Origin of the sequence: Staphylococcus simulans, assembly GCF_047037175.1 — a bacterium.
Lineage (GTDB): Bacteria > Bacillota > Bacilli > Staphylococcales > Staphylococcaceae > Staphylococcus > Staphylococcus simulans_C.
This window is the reverse complement of sequence record NZ_CP178241.1, coordinates 2,052,606-2,072,306: the sequence shown is the minus strand read 5'-3', so window position 1 is coordinate 2,072,306 and position 19,701 is coordinate 2,052,606. Positions and strand designations below refer to the sequence as shown.

At 36.4% G+C, this 19,701-nt stretch carries 16 protein-coding genes and 2 tRNA genes; 14 read left to right on the top strand and 4 right to left on the bottom strand.

Features of this window, described 5'->3' with window-relative positions; translation table 11 throughout:
• Positions 1 to 41 precede the first annotated feature (41 nt).
• Both ACFCT9_RS10010 and ACFCT9_RS10005 read right to left on the bottom strand, forming a co-directional pair.
• Positions 42 to 272, bottom strand: a complete 231-nt coding sequence (locus tag ACFCT9_RS10010) for a hypothetical protein (protein WP_412519018.1) — start codon at positions 270 to 272, stop codon at positions 42 to 44.
• A gap of 138 nt (positions 273 to 410) precedes the next feature.
• Positions 411 to 602, bottom strand: coding sequence for a hypothetical protein (locus ACFCT9_RS10005; protein ID WP_412519016.1), 192 nt, complete (start codon positions 600 to 602; stop codon positions 411 to 413).
• Positions 603 to 818: 216 nt separating this feature from the next.
• Here ACFCT9_RS10005 and ACFCT9_RS10000 point away from each other — a divergent pair, with 216 nt between their 5' ends.
• The 5 genes from ACFCT9_RS10000 to ACFCT9_RS09980 all read left to right on the top strand — a co-directional run bounded on the left by ACFCT9_RS10000 (position 819) and on the right by ACFCT9_RS09980 (position 7,269).
• Positions 819 to 1,745, top strand: coding sequence for a DUF2232 domain-containing protein (locus tag ACFCT9_RS10000; protein ID WP_412521658.1), 927 nt, complete (start codon positions 819 to 821; stop codon positions 1,743 to 1,745).
• 14 nt (positions 1,746 to 1,759) lie between these two features.
• The gene (locus ACFCT9_RS09995; RefSeq protein ID WP_412519015.1) at positions 1,760 to 3,727 is read left to right on the top strand and encodes a DHH family phosphoesterase; all 1,968 of its coding nucleotides are present in this window, start codon (positions 1,760 to 1,762) and stop codon (positions 3,725 to 3,727) included.
• A complete protein-coding gene (gene rplI / locus ACFCT9_RS09990) occupies positions 3,724 to 4,170 on the top strand; it encodes a 50S ribosomal protein L9 (RefSeq protein WP_412519014.1) in 447 nt (148 codons plus the stop codon). Before ACFCT9_RS09995 ends, rplI begins: the two co-directional genes overlap by 4 nt.
• Before the next feature lie 34 nt (positions 4,171 to 4,204).
• Entirely contained in the window at positions 4,205 to 5,602 is a 1,398-nt protein-coding gene (gene dnaB, locus ACFCT9_RS09985) for a replicative DNA helicase (RefSeq protein WP_412519012.1), read from the top strand.
• A gap of 380 nt (positions 5,603 to 5,982) precedes the next feature.
• Positions 5,983 to 7,269 (top strand): adenylosuccinate synthase, encoded by a 1,287-nt coding sequence (locus ACFCT9_RS09980; RefSeq protein ID WP_412519010.1) that lies wholly within the window; start codon positions 5,983 to 5,985, stop codon positions 7,267 to 7,269.
• Positions 7,270 to 7,360: 91 nt separating this feature from the next.
• Here the strand turns inward: ACFCT9_RS09980 and ACFCT9_RS09975 are convergent, their stop codons facing one another.
• On the bottom strand, positions 7,361 to 8,254 hold the full coding sequence (locus ACFCT9_RS09975) for a YitT family protein (protein WP_412519008.1): 894 nt from the start codon (positions 8,252 to 8,254) through the stop codon (positions 7,361 to 7,363).
• A gap of 122 nt (positions 8,255 to 8,376) precedes the next feature.
• Here ACFCT9_RS09975 and ACFCT9_RS09970 point away from each other — a divergent pair.
• The 9 genes from ACFCT9_RS09970 (at position 8,377) to rlmH (ending at position 16,299) form a co-directional block, all read left to right on the top strand.
• Positions 8,377 to 8,451: transfer RNA gene (locus tag ACFCT9_RS09970), tRNA-Glu, on the top strand.
• Between the two features lie 5 nt (positions 8,452 to 8,456).
• A tRNA-Asp gene (locus ACFCT9_RS09965) sits at positions 8,457 to 8,529 on the top strand.
• Positions 8,530 to 8,901: 372 nt separating this feature from the next.
• The gene (gene yycF, locus ACFCT9_RS09960) at positions 8,902 to 9,600 is read left to right on the top strand and encodes a response regulator YycF (protein WP_002480279.1); all 699 of its coding nucleotides are present in this window, start codon (positions 8,902 to 8,904) and stop codon (positions 9,598 to 9,600) included.
• A gap of 11 nt (positions 9,601 to 9,611) precedes the next feature.
• Positions 9,612 to 11,441: a cell wall metabolism sensor histidine kinase WalK gene (walK, locus tag ACFCT9_RS09955; RefSeq protein WP_412519006.1), complete on the top strand. Its 1,830-nt coding sequence runs from the start codon at positions 9,612 to 9,614 to the stop codon at positions 11,439 to 11,441.
• On the top strand, positions 11,431 to 12,765 hold the full coding sequence (locus ACFCT9_RS09950; protein WP_412519005.1) for a YycH family regulatory protein: 1,335 nt from the start codon (positions 11,431 to 11,433) through the stop codon (positions 12,763 to 12,765). The genes walK and ACFCT9_RS09950 overlap by 11 nt, the downstream gene beginning before the upstream one ends.
• The gene (locus ACFCT9_RS09945) at positions 12,762 to 13,550 is read left to right on the top strand and encodes a two-component system regulatory protein YycI (protein ID WP_412519003.1); all 789 of its coding nucleotides are present in this window, start codon (positions 12,762 to 12,764) and stop codon (positions 13,548 to 13,550) included. The genes ACFCT9_RS09950 and ACFCT9_RS09945 overlap by 4 nt, the downstream gene beginning before the upstream one ends.
• A gap of 307 nt (positions 13,551 to 13,857) precedes the next feature.
• Positions 13,858 to 14,658 (top strand): MBL fold metallo-hydrolase, encoded by an 801-nt coding sequence (locus ACFCT9_RS09940; RefSeq protein ID WP_412519001.1) that lies wholly within the window; start codon positions 13,858 to 13,860, stop codon positions 14,656 to 14,658.
• A 149-nt stretch (positions 14,659 to 14,807) separates the two neighbouring features.
• Entirely contained in the window at positions 14,808 to 15,422 is a 615-nt protein-coding gene (locus tag ACFCT9_RS09935; protein ID WP_412518999.1) for a hypothetical protein, read from the top strand.
• 397 nt (positions 15,423 to 15,819) lie between these two features.
• Complete coding sequence (gene rlmH, locus ACFCT9_RS09930) at positions 15,820 to 16,299, top strand: 23S rRNA (pseudouridine(1915)-N(3))-methyltransferase RlmH (RefSeq protein WP_412518997.1); 480 nt, start codon at positions 15,820 to 15,822, stop codon at positions 16,297 to 16,299.
• 367 nt (positions 16,300 to 16,666) lie between these two features.
• On the opposite strand, the gene ACFCT9_RS09925 is transcribed toward rlmH, so the two are convergent.
• Positions 16,667 to 19,696 carry a type I restriction endonuclease subunit R gene (locus tag ACFCT9_RS09925; RefSeq protein WP_412518995.1) on the bottom strand — a complete coding sequence of 1,010 codons (3,030 nt, stop codon included), beginning with the start codon at positions 19,694 to 19,696 and terminating at the stop codon, positions 16,667 to 16,669.
• Positions 19,697 to 19,701 lie beyond the last annotated feature (5 nt).

Sequence of the window (19,701 nt, the reverse complement as noted above, 5' to 3'; positions counted from 1 at the left end):
GATTGGATGTCTTACTGCAGACAAACGGAAGTCTAACTTGATCACTCTTGATTTCGTGTTTCTGATTTTTCAGCGGTATCGACATAAAGAAATGCGATGACACTCATAATGCTTAGTGACACAAATGCACAACCTAATGGAATCAGAAAATTTCCAGCGTTTAAAAAGATGAGACCTGTAATGCTCATTTTAATTAAGGCATGCAATACGAAACATAAAATGCTTGTGAAGAACAGCGCAAGACTGCTTCCAGCTAAGAAAACTTTCTGCATACTTATGGTACTCCTTCTTCGTTTAAATCATTTTTTATCCTCCTCATTATAACGTGGTTTGCAATATATTACGATAGCGTTTTCGTGAATTAATAAAAATTTAACAAAATAAATTTAGTTTAGGGTACAGACTTTTTGTTAAGAGAGTGACTGAATGAGACTGAGGATAAAAATCATTAAACTTGAAATGAGAAAGAGTGCTAATACTAGAACTGTCGCTTTTTGACTTCTTATTTGTTTTGGCTTTTTTGTTTCGCTGAGAAGAATAGCGATTGCTGCAATTAATAATAGGCCAGCAATACAATATGTAATGATACTTCCAGTAGTCATAGAACCTCCTCTTTTCCTATTATAATATAAGCATTTTATTTATTATTTACCTCATTTTTCCATAGAGAAACATTATAACAGATGGGGAATAGTTGATAAGAAACAAGGGAAGTATTTGAACATAATCTACATACTTGAAAACATGTAGGAGGCTAGTGATATCAAGTAGGTGATTCTTGCCAACTATGTTAAAATAATTCTTATAGTTACTAAAGTATAGGAGTGGCGAATTTGTTTGCAAAAATAGACCTAAAGGCGACGCTACTTGCAACGTTGGCATTGCTGATTGTTGCGGCAGTCACCTATGTTTTACCGGTTGCCGGACTCATCTTATTTTTCGTTGCAACGGTGCCTGGTATTATTTTATGGCATAAGTCTATTATGTCTTTCGGTATAGCCGCACTGATCACAGTTATTTTAGCTGTTCTTTTTGGAAGTGAAGGTGTACTGAGCTATATCATCTTCATTTTGATTTTTAGTTTGATAATAGGGCAATTATTAAAAGAACGTACATCTAAAGAACGTATACTCTATATCGCAACTACATATATGAGTATTATCAGTTTGGCAGGCTTTATGCTGCTTCAAGTGTTTGATAAACTTCCGCTTTCACAAGTACTTGTAAAGCCATTTAAAGATCAGTTGTATCAAGCGATGGCAATGAGCGGACTAGATGCTTCTTCACGCAGTGTGTTAGAAGAGGGTTTTAGACAATTAGCAGTTCAATTACCAAGTTACACAGTTATCGTCATTTTTATTTTGATACTGATTAACTTGATTGTATCGTTTCCGATTTTACGTAAGTTCAAAATAGCAACCCCAGTGTTTAAACCGTTATATGTATGGCAGTTTAAACGTGTACTCGCATATATTTACTTTATAGTATTGCTTTGTGTCATGTTCGCAACACAACCTGGCACGTTCCAAAGTATCGTTTTAAATATGCAGGTTATCTTATCATTTATTATGTTCATTCAAGGTTTGAGTTTCATTGCTTACTTTGCGAAAGTGAAACGCATGCCGACAGGGGTGGGCACTTTATTAATGATTATAGGATTTTTAATGACACCTGTTTTCCCAGTTATCGGGTTACTTGGTGTTGTAGACATTACATTCAATTTAAAACGATTTATCAAAAAATGATTTGAGGTGACAGAATGAATCGTCAATCTACAAAGAAAGCACTGCTTGTACCTTTCTTGCTCATGGTCGTCACTGCAATTGCATTAGTGGTAGTTTGGTTTATCTTCAACCAATTAATTGCCGGTATCGCAACTGCAGTATTACTTGTGATGATTATTGTCAGTGCGTTTACGTTACGTAATGCATTCTTACGATTAGATCATTATGTAGATGATTTGAGCGGACAGATATCGGCCGGTAATAGTATCGCGATTAAAAGTTTGCCGATTGGCATCATTGTTCTTGATGAGAACGAGGATGTAGAATGGATGAACCATTTCATGTCAGAACGATTGGATCGTAATGTTATCTCAGATCCGATAAATGAAGTGTACCCGAACATTCTGAAACAATTAGAGAAGACGCAAGAAATTGAAATTACAGACGGCAATTATCATTACCGTGTACGCTATTCAGAAGATGAACAGGTCTTATATTTCTTTGATATCACAGAAGAAGTACACACATATGAATTATATGAGGAATCTAAACCAGTTATCGCAACCTTATTCCTTGATAACTACGATGAAATCACACAAAATATGAACGATACACAACGTTCTGAAATCAACTCTATGGTGACACGTGTCATCAGCCGCTGGGCTTCTGAGTATGATATCTTCTTTAAACGTTATAGTTCAGACCAATTTGTGGCGTATTTAAACCGCCGTATTCTTGATCAATTGGAAGAATCGAATTTTGATTTATTACGTAATTTACGTGAAAAGAGTGTAGGTTATCGTGCACAACTGACATTAAGTATCGGTGTCGGTGAAGGTTCAGAGAACTTGATTGATTTAGGGGAATTATCACAATCAGGTTTAGATTTAGCCCTTGGCCGTGGCGGTGACCAAGTCGCAATTAAACATATCAATGGCAACGTGAGATTCTATGGCGGTAAGACTGACCCGATGGAAAAACGTACGCGTGTACGTGCACGTGTTATCTCACACGCTTTAAAAGATATCTTGATGGAAGGCGACAAAGTCATCATTATGGGACATAAACGTCCTGACTTAGATGCCATTGGTGCTGCCATTGGTGTATCCCGCTTTGCGATGATGAATAACTTAGACGCATATGTGGTTTTAAACGAAGAAGACATTGATCCGACACTGCGTCGTGTCATGGATGAAATTGATAAGAAACCAGAATTAAAAGAACGTTTCATCACATCTGATGATGCATGGGATATAATGACATCGAAAACGACTTTAGTCGTTGTGGATACGCATAAACCTGAGATGGTGTTAGATGAGAACATCTTAAATAAAGCGAACCGTAAAGTGGTTATCGATCACCACCGTCGTGGAGAAAGCTTTATCTCTCATCCATTATTGGTATACATGGAACCTTATGCCAGCTCTACAGCAGAGCTTGTGACAGAGTTGCTTGAATACCAACCAACAGAACAACGTCTAACAAGACTAGAATCAACGATTATGTATGCAGGTATTATTGTCGATACACGTAACTTTACATTACGTACAGGTTCAAGAACCTTTGATGCGGCAAGTTATCTAAGAGCACATGGTGCAGATACTATCTTGACGCAGCATTTCTTAAAAGATGATATAGATACGTACATTAATCGTTCAGAACTGATTCGAACTGTGAAACTGCAAGACAATGGGATTGCGGTGGCACATGGATCTAATGATAAAATCTATCACCCTGTTACAGTTGCACAAGCTGCAGACGAATTGTTAAGTTTAGATGGTGTAGAGGCCTCATATGTAGTGGCTAGACGAGAAGATGATTTAGTGGGTATTTCAGCCCGTTCACTCGGCTCTATCAACGTCCAACTGACAATGGAAGCTTTAGGCGGCGGCGGTCATTTAACGAATGCTGCGACGCAAATTAAAGGTGTAACAGTAGATGAAGCAGTAGAACAATTACAACAAGCAATAGATGAACAAATCAGTAGGAGTGAAGGACAATGAAAGTAATTTTTACACAAGATGTTAAAGGTAAAGGCAAGAAAGGCGAAGTAAAAGACGTACCAGTAGGTTACGCACAAAACTTCTTATTCAAGAAAAACGTTGCTGTAGAAGCTACACCTGGCAACTTGAAACAATTAGAACTTAAAAACAAACGTGCTGAAGAAGAAAGAGAACAAGAAATCGAAGATGCGAAAGCATTAGCAAAACGTCTTGAAGACATCGAAGTAGAAGTCACAGCAAAATCTGGTGAAGGCGGCAAATTATTCGGTTCTGTCAGCACAAAACAAATTGCGCAAGCTTTACAAAAGCAACACGATATCAAAATTGATAAACGTAAAATGGACTTACCTAATGGTATCCATGCCTTAGGTTATACTAATGTACCTGTAAAATTAGACAAAAAAGTCGATGGTACAATCCGTGTTCACACTGTTGAACAATAATAACCAATGAAATAATTAGAGGTGTAATCAAAAAATGGATGGAATGTATGAACAAAACCAGATGCCGCACAATAACGAAGCTGAGCAATCTGTCTTAGGTGCCATTATTATTGATCCACAGCTCATGGGGGAAACTCAGGGAGTCTTACTTCCTGAGTCCTTTTATAGAGGCGCTCACCAACACATCTTCCGTGCGATGATGCACCTCTTTGAGGAAAATAGTGAAATAGATGTCGTAACCTTAATGGACCAGCTGACATCTGAAGGAACATTGAGTGAAGCGGGCGGTCCGCAATATCTTGCGGAGCTCGCAAGCAATGTACCGACGACAAGAAATATTGAGTACTATCGTGAGATTGTTTATAAATTAGCTGCGAAACGTAACTTAATTCGTGTCGCAGACCAAATCGCGAAAGACGGCTATGATTCAGAATTGGAACTAGATGATATCTTAAGTGATGCGGAGCGTAAGATTTTAGAACTTGCATCTACGAGAGAATCTGAAGGATTCAAAGATATCAGAGACGTTTTAGGACAAGTCTATGAGAATGCTGAAGAGTTAGACCAAAATAGTGGTCAAACACCAGGTATCCCAACAGGGTATCGTGATTTAGACCAAATGACGGCAGGCTTTAACCGAAATGATTTAATCATTTTAGCCGCACGTCCCTCAGTAGGTAAGACTGCCTTCGCATTAAATATAGCGCAAAAAGTTGCGACGCACGAAAGTAATTATACAGTTGGCATCTTCTCATTAGAGATGGGTGCAGACCAATTAGCCACACGTATGATTTGTAGTTCAGGGAATGTAGACTCAAATCGTTTGCGTACCGGAACGATGACAGATGAAGACTGGAATCGATTCACGGTGGCAGTCGGTAAATTATCTAAAACTAAGATCTTTATTGATGATACACCAGGTATCAGAATTACAGACTTACGTTCGAAGTGCCGTCGATTAAAACAAGAACATGGTTTAGATATGATTGTGATTGACTACTTACAGTTGATTATGGGAAGCGGTTCTCGTATGTCAGATAACCGTCAACAAGAAGTATCTGAGATCTCAAGAACATTAAAAGCCATTGCACGTGAACTAGAATGTCCAGTTATCGCATTAAGTCAGTTATCTCGTGGTGTTGAACAACGACAAGATAAACGACCAATGATGAGTGATATTCGTGAATCTGGTTCTATCGAGCAAGATGCGGATATCGTTGCTTTCTTATATCGTGATGATTATTATAATCGTGAAGATGGCGAAGATGATGAAGACGGCGGTATGGAACCTGTCACAAATGATGATAATGGTGAAATTGAAGTGATTATTGCGAAGCAACGTAACGGCCCAACGGGTACTGTTAAGCTGCACTTCATGAAACAATATAATAAATTCACAGACATCGATTATGCACACGCTGATATGATGTAAGTGAGAAATTCAACTAAGAGATAAATGTAAAGAGACCAAACGCGCGTTTTGGTCTTTTTTTATGGAAATATACAAAATAAAGGATAGAAAGGAGCGATTTTAAAAATATTTTTACGTACGATAACATAAATTTATAATTTAATGTACGGCTTTAAGACGATTTAAAAGGGGTATATTGTCAATAAGTATGTGTAGTAAAAGATGGAAAAATGGTTGTGAAACATTGGCGTTGAAGGGTTTATATTGCTTTTTTGGAAGTTTGTAAGTTCACTGAACTGCCAAAAACCTGTAATATTTAATGTTCGTTTTCTATTTGCATTACACGCTTACAATTGATAGAATATTGAATGGTTAATTGAGAATAACTTGGAGGTGCTCTTATGTCATCAATCGTAGTTGTTGGGACACAATGGGGAGACGAAGGTAAAGGTAAAATTACAGACTTTTTAGCAGAACAAGCGGACGTTATTGCACGTTTTTCAGGCGGAAATAACGCAGGTCATACAATCAAATTTGGCGGAGAAACTTATAAATTACACTTAGTGCCATCTGGCATTTTCTATCAAGATAAATTATCTGTGATCGGTAATGGTGTAGTAGTTGATCCGGTTGCATTATTAAAAGAGTTGGACGCATTAAACGAACGTGGCATTCCAACAAATAATTTGCGTATTTCAAATCGTGCACAGGTTATTTTGCCTTACCACTTATTACAAGATGAGTATGAAGAACGTCTTCGTGGTGATAACAAAATCGGTACGACTAAGAAAGGTATCGGCCCAGCATACGTTGATAAAGCACAAAGAATCGGAATCCGTATGGCGGATTTATTAGACAAAGAAACATTCGAACGCTTATTAAAAGCAAACCTTGAACACAAAGCAGCATACTTTAAAGGTATGTTTAATGAAGAAGCGCCAGCTTTCGAAGATATCTTCGAAGAATACTATGCGGCTGGTCAACGCTTAAAAGAATATGTAACAGATACACCTAAATTATTAGATGATGCACTTGTCGCAAACGAACGTGTATTATTCGAAGGTGCACAAGGGGTTATGTTAGACATTGACCATGGTACATACCCATTCGTTACATCAAGCAACCCGATTGCTGGTAACGTTACTGTAGGTGGCGGTATTGGACCAACATCTGTATCTAAAGTTATCGGTGTATGTAAAGCATATACATCACGTGTAGGTGATGGACCATTCCCTACTGAATTATTTGATGAAGATGGTCATCATATCCGCGAAGTAGGTCGTGAATACGGTACAACAACAGGACGTCCACGTCGTGTCGGCTGGTTCGACTCAGTTGTATTACGTCACTCTCGTCGTGTCAGCGGTATTACTGACTTATCTATTAACTCAATCGACGTTTTAACTGGTTTAGATACAGTTAAAATCTGTGTTGCGTATGAGTTAGATGGTGAAGAAATCACAGAATACCCAGCAAACTTAAATGCGTTAAATCGTTGTAAACCGATTTATGAAGAATTACCAGGCTGGACTGAAGATATTACAGGCGTACAATCATTAGAAGAGTTACCAGACAATGCACGTCGTTATTTAGAACGTATCTCTGAACTTTGTAACGTAGATATCTCTATCTTCTCTGTAGGTCCAGACCGTACACAAACAAATATGTTAAAACCATTATGGTCTTAATTTGAATAGAACAGAAAAATGCAATGCGGGCGTAAACCTGCATTGCATTTTTTGTACAAGAAATTATGAAGTTTAAATAAGTGAAACATGATTAATGAATTTTCTTCTTACGATGGTGTCCGCCACGTACTTCAGAGACATTACCGAAGGATAAGAAGGCATTCGGATCGATTTGGATTACGACCTCTTTTAACTTCGCTTCCTCGACACGCGTAATGACCGTGAAGACGACTTTACGCGGATCACCTGTATAGGCACCCTCTGCGTGTAAGTACGTCACACCACGTCCTAAACGGTCGTTAATGGCTTCTCCGATTTCTTTATAGTCATCACTGATAATCCAGACTGCTTTAGATTCATCTAAACCGATTAAAATTAAATCAATCATTTTAAATGCGATGAAATAAGCAACGACACTATACATGGCACTTTCCCAAGTAAATACAAAGCCAGCAACTGCGAAAATAAAGAAGTTGAAAATCATGACGATTTCACCGACTGAAAATGGCAGACGGTTATGAACGAGAATTGACATGATTTCTGTGCCATCCATACTGCCGCCGGCACGGATAACTAAACCGACACCAATACCGACAATCGCTCCACCGAAGATGGTAATCAATAAAGGTTCTCTAACGACTGCAGGAATATCATGAAGCAATGTGGTTCCGATAGATAAGACAGTAATCGCATAAAGTGTAGAGACCGCAAATGTTTTACCGATTTGTTTATAACCTAAAAAGAAAAAGGGTAAGTTGAGAATAAAAATAAATACACCCAGTGATAAACCAGTTAAATGCGATAAGATAATCGAAACACCGACAATCCCGCCATCTAACAATTTATTGGGGACTAAGAAGAGTTCAAGTCCTACTGCCGTAAGCATTGACCCTATCGTTAAAAAAAGAATACGTATTATAATTTGAGTGAGAGACAATCTTTTTTCTTTCTTTGTATGACCCTCAGAGTGCGAAGATTGATTCATAATTTGCCTCCTAAAATGGGTTATGTAAAAATTATACAAAAATTTCTTAAAAATTGCTTGTGTTTTTTTAAAGAGCTGTGCTATAATCTATCTTGTGCTTGAAAAACGGCTCCTTGAAAAACGGCTCCTTGGTCAAGCGGTTAAGACACCGCCCTTTCACGGCGGTAACACGGGTTCGAGTCCCGTAGGAGTCACCATTTTAGGTCTCGTAGTGTAGCGGTTAACACGCCTGCCTGTCACGCAGGAGATCGCGGGTTCGATTCCCGTCGAGACCGTACAATGCTCATCCAATAGGGTGGGCATTTTTATTTTGTCTTTTTTTCATGCCGACGTTTAAATCGTTTGAAGTCAAATTAGATGATGAACGATTAAAAAACAAAATAAAGGTATAAAATGTAATGAAATGTTACAATAACGTAAACATGCATGAATCCTCTCTTATAGACATTCCCTCTTTTGTTATTCACATAGCATTTACAAAACTTTCTTAAAATATGTTTCATCTCCTTGAATAAATCGTCGATAACAGAATAAATTTCAATGAAAAATAGAATTGACGTGCTAGAAATGGTAAATTATATAGTAGATACTTATGTCTAAATAAAATGATTCATGTACGATTATGATTAGAAATGAGGTTTAGGATTATGGCGAGAAAAGTAGTTGTAGTAGACGATGAAAAACCTATTGCTGATATTCTAGAATTTAACTTGAAAAAAGAAGGTTATGAAGTCTTTTGTGCGTATGATGGAAATGATGCGATTGACTTAATTTATGAAGAAGAACCAGATATCGTACTCTTAGATATTATGCTTCCAGGCAGAGATGGTATGGAAGTCTGCCGTGAAGTGCGTAAAAAATATGAAATGCCGATTATCATGTTAACGGCAAAAGACTCAGAGATTGATAAGGTGCTAGGTTTAGAACTTGGTGCGGATGACTATGTGACGAAACCGTTCAGCACACGTGAATTGATTGCACGTGTGAAAGCGAACTTACGTCGTCAATATACACAACCGCAAGAAGCGAACAATGCGCCGAATGAAATTAAAATTAAAGATATTGTCATTTATCCAGATGCGTACTCTATTAAGAAACGCGGCAAAGATATTGAATTGACACATCGTGAATTCGAATTGTTCCACTATTTAGCAAATCATATGGGGCAAGTGATGACACGTGAACACTTACTGCAAACAGTATGGGGCTATGATTACTTCGGTGACGTACGTACAGTTGATGTAACGATTCGTCGTTTAAGAGAAAAAATCGAAGATGATCCGTCACATCCAGAATATATCGTGACACGCCGCGGTGTCGGATACTTCTTGCAGCAGCATGACTGAGGACATAGTCTATGAAATGGCTTAAACAATTTCAATCCCTTCACACGAAGCTCGTTATTGTTTATGTCTTATTAATTATTATCGGAATGCAGATTATCGGATTATACTTTACGAATAATCTGGAACGCGAGTTAACACAGACATTTAAAAACAATATTTCGCAATATGCGAAACAGATAGAGATTAACGTGGAGAAGGTCAATGAAGAAAACAAATCAGTCAATAAGCAAAAAGAGATTCAAGAATTATTAAATGAATATGCGAACCGTCAAGAGATTGAGCAAATCAACTATATTGATAAAGATCAGATTATTGTCGCATCAACGAAACAATCTTCAAACAGTATTATTAATCAAAAAGCCAATGATACCTCAATTCAAAAGGCACTCTCATTAGGTCAAGCGAATGACCATACGATGCTGAAAGACTATGGCAAGGGTAAACAACGTGTATGGATTTATAACTTGCCTGTGAAGTCGTCTAAAGGCGTTATTGGAGATATTTATATTGAAGCGGACATTGATGGTGTGTATGACCAATTAAACAACTTCAACCAAATCTTTATTGTGGGTACTGCGATTTCTTTATTTATCACAGGATTGCTCGGATTCTTTATTGCGCGTACGATTACCAAACCGATTACGGATATGCGTAACCAAACGGTTGAAATGTCTAAAGGGAATTATACGCAGCGTGTGAAAATCTATGGTAATGATGAAATCGGTGAATTGGCATTAGCCTTCAATAACTTATCAAAACGTGTACAAGAAGCCCAAGCGAATACGGAAAGTGAGAAACGTCGTTTAGACTCTGTTATCACACATATGAGTGATGGTGTCATTGCGACAGACAGACGTGGACGTGTGCGTATTGTGAATGATATGGCATTGAAGATGTTAGGCATGGCCAAAGAAGATGTCATGGGTTACAACATGCTGGGTGTGTTAGATTTAGAAGATGAATTTGCGTTAGATGAGATGCAAGAGAATAATAATAGCTTCTTGTTGGATATTAATGAAGCGGAAGGTATTATTGCGCGTGTCAGCTTCAGTACGATTGTTCAAGACACTGGCTTTGTGACAGGTTACATTGCGGTGCTGCATGATGTAACGGAACAACAACAAGTGGAACAAGAACGTCGTGAATTCGTTGCGAACGTTTCACACGAGTTGCGTACACCATTAACATCTATGAACAGTTATTTAGAGGCGTTAGAAGAAGGTGCATGGCAAGATCCTGATATTGCGCCGCAGTTCTTATCTGTGACTAGAGAAGAAACGGTACGTATGATTCGATTGGTTAATGACTTATTGAATTTATCTCGTATGGATAATGATACAGAACAAATCACAAAAGAAATTGTGGACTTTAACATGTTTATTAATAAAATTATCAACCGTCATGAGATGGCAGCGAAAGATGTTACATTTGTGCGTGATATTCCGGATGAAACGATCTTTGCGGAAATTGATCCGGATAAGATGACACAAGTGTTTGATAATGTGATTACGAATGCGATGAAATACTCACGCGGCAGTAAACGTGTTGAGTTTCACGTGAAACCGAATCCGTTGTATAACCGTATGACGATTCGTATTAAAGATAATGGTATCGGGATTCCAATTAATAAAGTGGATAAAATCTTTGATCGTTTCTTCCGTGTCGATAAAGCACGTACACGTAAGATGGGCGGTACAGGTTTAGGTCTTGCGATTTCGAAAGAAATTGTCGAAGCACATAATGGACGCATTTGGGCAAATAGTGTCGAAGGACAAGGTACCTCAATCTTCATCACATTACCGTGTGAAGTTATAGAAGATGGTGATTGGGATGAGGCATAAAGAAGCAGCAAAATCTGTCATACTTACACTATTAGTCTTAATGAGTATTGTGCTCACATATTTAATGTGGAATTTCTCACCGGATCTTGCGAACCTTGAAAGTCAAGATAACAAGAAAACGAATCAGAATGCTATCGGTAAAGCAAATTCAGAAACGATGTCGAGTGTCATCTCTCCTTATCAAGTGGTGTATTCGAATGATGATAAGTTCACAGGTGCTTTAGAAACACGTCCCATTAATCGTAATATCGTGAAGCTGTTAAAGAATAAAGAAGTGGAAGATGCGCATGAGGTTTACCATGCACATAACTTATTTATTCCAGAGTTAAGCGATAACTTCTTAGTGTTGGATTTTGCGTATGATATGCCTTTATCTATGTATTTAGGACAAGTCTTGAATATGGATGCGAAAATCTCAAATAAGTATGAATTCAATCGTTTATTAATTGATGCGGATCAAAAGGACACAGCAGTCATTTATGCCATCAGCAGTGATCATCACCGTGTGATGCGTATGACGACGTCTATTCCAAGTAATCAGGTAAATGATTTAATCAAGAAGATTAAACCGAAGTTAATGCCGTTTACAGATATTATTACGAATAGAAATACGATTGATACCGCAACGCATATCTTTGCGCCGGACAAACCGCAACATTTAAAAACGTATCGTACGATTTTTAATCATATTAGTGTAGAAACAATGAATTCTATACTCTTTAATGATTCTGTGGTGGTTCGCAGTACGAAAAGCGGCAACACTACTTACAACAATAATACGGGTGTCGCAACATATGATTCGAAAAATGAACTCTATCGTTATACGAATTTATCGGAAGATGAATCGAAGTCTAAAAATATGTTAGAAACGATTCCAAGTACGTTTGACTTTATTAATACACATGGCGGCTTCACAGATGATTTCCGTCTCTTTGATACGGATAAAGAGTCTGGAGAGCTCACATATCAAATGTTTTTAAATGGTGTGCCTGTGTTTAATGAAAACAATTTAAGTACGATTCAAGTGGCTTGGGGCGAAAAAGGTATATTCAGCTATGGTCGTTCTTTATTAAAAAGCAATATTACGATTGATAGCGGTGAAGAAAAAGAAAAATTGCCAGGTGCAGAAACCGTGCGTTCTAATCTCGCGAACAATCCAGCAATCGACTTTAAGAAAATCACAAATATAACCATTGGCTATACTATGAAAGACAGAGAAAAAAGCGACATGGAGGTACAGCGTAATAGCGAGTATGTACCCCAGTGGTATGTCCAATATGATGGTGAATGGTATGCTTACGAGAATGGAGGGCTTAAGTCATGAATTGGAAGACCGCAAAGACACTCTTCATTTTCGTGTTCCTCATCATCAATATCATGTTAGCTGTGATGTATGTGAATAAAATCAATAAGTCTTACATCAATGATGCTGAAGGGCGCAATGAGGTCAACTTCAGACAAGAAGAAATCAGTATTCCTAAAGAATTACCAGATGTCAGAGGTTTGAAAGTACAACTCGTAACAGGCCGTTCTAAAGACTTTACCAATTATGCGAAATCAAAAGATGAAGTGAAGACTGAAGATGATGGTAAAGTTGCACAAGGTGAAATCAGTCCACCTATCAGCGTCAGCAATGATCAAGTGACTAGCCTTAAAATGTACATGAAGAAAAATATTTATAAAGGCGAAGATTACCAACTATTTAGTACGGATGATAATGAAGAAGTCTTCGAACAAACGTTTAATGGCTTACCAATTATGAATAATGATAAAGCCATGTTGAAGTTTAAAATCAATGATGATCAAGAAGCAAGCAGTTATCGTCAAACTGCGATGCATGAACTCGATACGTCAAAAGGTGAAAATAATGATGCCCAACAAGTCAATAGTGCACGAAACGCGATTGAAGCATTATACTTTAACCGTTATTTAAAACGTAACGATGCGGTTACTAATATACGTTTAGGTTATTACTCAGTGGTTAGAGAAACTAATGTCCAAGTGTTACAGGCAAGCTGGGAGATTAAAGTGAACCACGCAGGCAGTACTAAAACCAAAACGTATTATGTTGAAGCGACTTCAAAAAATCCGAAGATTATTGTGAGATAAGCAGCACATCAAACACATATAGAATAAAACGTAGAAAGAGGAGTATCATGAGATTAATCTGATGGTACTCCTCTTATACATAGGAATGATCAATGGATGAAATGATTTCTATGGATATGGTGGGCAGAAGCATGAATTAGGTGTACAATATATAAGTAAAAATTCAAAATGATGAGGTCCGGCACTGTTCGGCCACTCAAACGGCAGTATGACCAAGCCATATCTTTAACAAACATCTTAGAATTTGAGATAATAATTAAAATGCATAGCGATAGTTAAAATAGAAACAGTTAGAAACTTAGAAAGGGTGAATCGCTTGATACGTATGAGCGTACTAGCGAGTGGCAGTACAGGCAATGCCACTTATGTAGAAAGTGATAAAGGAAGCCTGCTCGTTGATGCTGGATTAACCGGCAAGAAAATGGAAGAACTCTTCAGTAAGATTGATAAAAATATTCAAGATTTAAATGGGATTTTAGTCACGCATGAACATATTGACCATATTAAAGGGCTTGGTGTACTTGCGCGTAAATATAAATTACCGATTTATGCCAACGAAAAAACTTGGCAAGCAATTGAAAAGAAAGACAGCAAGATTCCAATGGATCAAAAATTCATCTTCAATCCCTATGAAACACATTCATTAGCTGGATTTGATATTGAATCATTCAATGTGTCGCATGATGCGATTGATCCGCAATTCTATATTTTCCATAATGACTATAAGAAATTTACAATGATTACAGACACAGGTTATGTTTCAGACCGTATGAAAGGCATGATTAGAGGCAGTGATGCCTTCATGTTTGAAAGTAACCACGATGTAGATATGTTGCGCATGTGTCGTTATCCTTGGAAGACCAAACAACGTATCTTAGGCGATATGGGACACGTTTCAAATGAAGATGCGGCAATGGCAATGTGTGACGTTATTACAGGCAATACAAAACGTATTTATCTTTCTCACTTATCACAAGATAACAATATGAAAGATTTAGCGCGTATGAGTGTGGGTCAAGTCTTAAATCATCATGATATTGATACAAATAAAGAAGTTTTATTATGTGATACAGATAAAGCAGAACCTACACCGATTTATACAATATAAGCAGTAAAGAGGAAGACTCTTGGGATAGCAATTTATCCCAGGAGTCTTTTTACTTTTAGCTTTTTGTTAAATAAAAATTTTTGAATTTACAAAGAAGAAATATGATATATTAAAATTGTAGAAAAATAAATATAAGGGGATCAACAATCATGAAAAAACTAACACGAAGTTTAAAAGGATGGGTACTAAAGAATAAGTTAATAACAGGTTTAATAATTGGCGGGATTATACTTGTTATAACAATGTATAGCATTTTCTTTACGATACTATTTACAGCATTTACACTTGATAATAAAACTGTAGTAGTAGAAGAAAATGTTTCGAATCAAAAAATGGTTGATAAAGAAAGTACTTCGAAATCTACAAGTAAGATAACGGAAGAAAAAATGAAAACAGTATCTGTAAATGCAGATGAATATGAAGAAATAAAGGACGAAGTAATTAAATACGTGGATAAAGATAATGAAAAAATAGATGATTTTATAACAGATATAGATAATAATGGATTGGAAAATGCTTCAAGCATGGAGGTAGAAAGAGCCTTTATTGAGTATTCTGAGGCTAGTGCAATTATTATGGCAATTGATCCACCAACAGGATATGTATTAGAATATAATCAATTATTAAGTGCTTTGAATGGTTATATGAGAACTATTCAATACTGTAATGAAGCTGTGGACGTTGATAATACAGAAACACTCATTGATGTAATGATTGAATACGCGAAGGCAAGTAATAAAATAGATGAATTAAGAACAGAATAGTTTGTAATGCCTATACTCAACATTTGTATAGGCATTTTTCATAATAACAATTGTATACAATCATGCTATAATTTCTAAGGTAGTGTGCACGTAGGGTAGTTATTCACAATTTTGTGTAAAGAAAGCGTAAAACTGTGAATAACTATGTAAGACTCACCTCTAAGTTATTAACAAAATGAGGACAAGTTACCCACAATTGTGCACAATCCACAGAGAAATACCCACATTATCAACAGAGTTATCCACATATCTACAAGTTAATCACAGAAATGTGGGCAAAATACACAAGAATAGCAGTGAATTTATATACACAAGCCACTTATTAAGACAGTAAGCTGTGAATAGGTGGATAACCTGTGGATAACTAGAATAACTATTCAGAATGAAGGAGAATATGATGAAGATAACTGTACTTGCCGTAGGCAAATTAAAAGAAAAATACTGGAAACAAGCCATTGCAGAATATCAAAAACGTTTAGGTGCTTATACAAAGATAGAAGTCATTGAAGTACCTGATGAAAAAGCACCAGAAAATATGAGCGATAAAGAAATTGAACAAGTAAAACAAAAAGAAGGCCAAAGATTACTAGCGAAAGTTAAACCACAATCCACAGTCATTACACTAGAAATCAAAGGCAACATGTTAACATCAGAAGGATTAGCTAAAAACCTTCAACAACGCATGGTTCAAGGTCAAAGTGACTTTACCTTCATCATCGGAGGATCAAACGGCCTGCATCAAGACGTCTTAGATAGAAGCAACTACGCCTTATCCTTCAGTAAAATGACCTTCCCACACCAAATGATGCGTGTCATTTTACTCGAACAAGTGTATAGAGCATTCAAGATTATGCGTGGGGAAGCGTATCATAAGTGATGCGGTTTTTTCTTGAAAAAGTTAATAAGACATTAGCGTCCTTTAATAATTTGTAAATCAGAAGTGAGTAACAAGAACAAGTGAAATAGTTAGTGCAGTAATTGGAGCTATACGGAATTATATTATTAATAAAATTTCATATAATAAAAATGAAAGATTATCGTGGAGAAATATCAATGGATAAGAAACTAGAGGCATACATACCACAGTTGTTAGAATAATTAGAAAATTTAGAAGGAGTAAATATTAAAAAAACATATCGCATGAAAGTGAACTTAGGATGAGAGCCTACAGCTAAATTAAAAATTTATAAAAAACTAACTTAAAGACTGCAAACAATCTTTAAGTTAGTTTAAAAATAATTAATTTAAGCAAAGTTATCTGCTTTTTGTGATCTTAACCATCTGTAATAATCTTTCGCTAGTAGTTGATACACGGTATCATAAAACTCTCTATTATTGCTGAACATTTTAGAGTATGCAGCTTCTCCTTGATTATATTGATCAATCAAGAAGTCTTGGAATTGTTGCTGGAATAAGCTATTGGCAAACATTTCCTCGCTATTGTTTTGAGCCATGTTTACGAGTTTCGCGTCCGTATTATTCATCAATGTTTCTCGCATATTTTTAACGAGCACCTTATCGCCTTGAGTAAAATCATCTGGGAAACGTTCATTGATTTTGTGTATAATTTCATTTAAAGAATCGTATTCTTCTTCAGGTCCAACCGCTGCATTCACTTCTGAAGGGTGAGCCAATTGCCCACTTTTCATATCTTCATTGACGAGTGCTATATCTCCTTTGAAATCTTCCTGCAATTTATAGTATTCTAACTTTACTTTGTCTTCAATATCGATATAGTTGCGTTGTTTTTTAGGAATAAATTTTAATAAGAAACCAGTAAAAATATTTTCTTCTAGTAACTCTTTGTCGAAAGTACGGTCAATTTGGGCGATATAGTTATACCATTTGTTGAAGTTCCTTAGTGTAACTCTGAAATCGTATTGAACATCTTCTGGAAGATCACTGTATCTACTAATAACGGGGCGTAACACGCTACTCAATCGACCAAGTAATTGATCATTTTGCTTTTGTTTTGCTTGAAGATTTAATTTCATTACTGTTTGAATGTCATCATCATTGTATATATGGAATTTACGGAGTTTACTCTGTGTATCATAAATTAAATTAATATTAATTTCTTCTTTTAGAGAAGTTGCTTCGTAAAAAGGTTGAAATGCTTCATATATTTCTTCTGCTGTATTTATAAAATCAAGAACAAAAGTATCTGTTTTTCCAGGCATAGTACGATTGAGGCGAGACAATGTTTGGACTGCCTTTACTCCGCGTAATCTCTTATCGACAAACATTGTATGAAGTAAAGGTTCGTCAAATCCCGTTTGGTATTTTTCTGCGACAATTAATAAATTAAAGTCTTCACTATGAAATGCTTCTTTCAGTTGATTTTCTTGGATACGTTCTCCAGATTGCGTTAAGTTCATCTTCGGCTCTGTATATTCAATTCCATCATCTTCTACAGTACCTGAAAAAGCGACTAATACATCCATATCCGTGTATCCTTTTTCTTTGATGTACTTTTTGAACTCTTGCATATACCGTACGGCGTGGAGTCGTGAAGCTGTCACAATCATTGCCTTTCCTCTACCTTGGACTGCTTTTTGTGTCACTGATCTAAATTGTTCAATCATAATCTCGGCTTTTTGTCTAAGCACCCAAGGATGAAGAGATTGATATTTAGCGATAGCTCGAACTGCTTCTGTTTTTGGCAATTCCGGGTCTTCTTCAATCGATTTCGCAATTTTATAGGAAGTATTGTATGTCATATAATTTTGTAAAACGTCAAGAATAAATCCTTCTTCAATGGCTTGTCTCATACTATAAATATGAAATGGATGATAGGACCCATCTGCTTGTTTTGTTCCAAACATTTCAATCGTTTTCTCTTTCGGTGTAGCCGTAAAAGCAAAAAAACTTAAGTTGTCATGTTGACCTTGGGACAGTAATGTTTGAACAATTTGATCTTGGTCATCTAACGATTGATTTTCAACGCTTTCTTCAAATTCTTGGTATTCTTTTAAAGAAGCTTCTTTGTCTGCTAACGCATGTTTTAGTTTTTGCGCGCTACTCCCTGTTTGAGAAGAATGCGCTTCATCGACTAAAATCGCAAAACTTCTACTAGCTGTATTATTTATCTCATCATAAATTACTGGGAACTTCTGTAATGTAGTAATAATAATTTTCTTTTGGTCATCTATAGCTATTTTTAAATCTTGAGAAGTTTTATTATCTCCAATAGTTTCGACTTGCCCAGTGGTATGTTCGAAACTCATTAATGTATTTTGAAGTTGGCGATCTAAAACAGTACGGTCTGTAACAATAATGATCGATGAATAAATCGGCTGATCCTCGTCATTATGCAAGGAAGCAAGATGGTATGCCAACCAAGCAATACTATTAGACTTACCCGAACCAGCAGAATGTTGAATGAGATAATTCTTTCCAGGACCATGATGCTGAGTATCTGATACTAATTTTTTCACAACATCCAGTTGGTGATAACGTGGAAAAATCAGTAGTTTCTTTTTTTCTTCTAAATTCATAAATCGTTCAATAATATCCAATAACTGATGACTTGTGAGTACACTCTCCCATAAATAAGAAGTCGGATATCCATCAGGATTTGGTGGGTTTCCTACGCCTCCGACATGACCAGGACCGTTAGATCCCTGGTCAAAAGGAAGAAAGTAAGTTCTGTTTTTTGCAAGTTTTGTTGTCATTAACACATTTAAATGATCTACAGCGAAATATACTAGAAAACGAGTATTAAATTGAAAAATTAATTCTCGTGGATCTCTATCTTGTTCAAATTGTAATCTCGCATGTTCCACATTTTGACCTGTATATTGATTTTTAAGTTCTAATGCAACAAGAGGAATCCCATTAATCATTAACACCATATCAATAGTGCTTCTATGCTTATTACTATATTGAAATTGTCGCACACATTGAAAACGATTAGCTTCATAATTTTTTATATTTTCTGTATTTAAAGATGATGCAGGTTGAAAGTAAACAACTTTAAAAGAGACTCCTCTATCTCTGATACCTTTACGAAGGACATGTAAGATACCGTGAGTTGTGATTTCTTCATTTAGCCGTTTTAAAAATTTCTGTTCTGCATCAGTACGATAAATGGCTACATACCGCTTCCAATTTTTGGGTTGCGTTTGTTTTACAAATTCTAATAATACTGTGGGGTCAAGTGCGATATTTGCATCGTAATGAGTATCTTGAAATCGCACAGATTCCCATCCTCCGTACTGAACTAGACTTGCTTCTATATCTTGTTCAAAATTAATTTCCCTATTTTTTATCACGGATA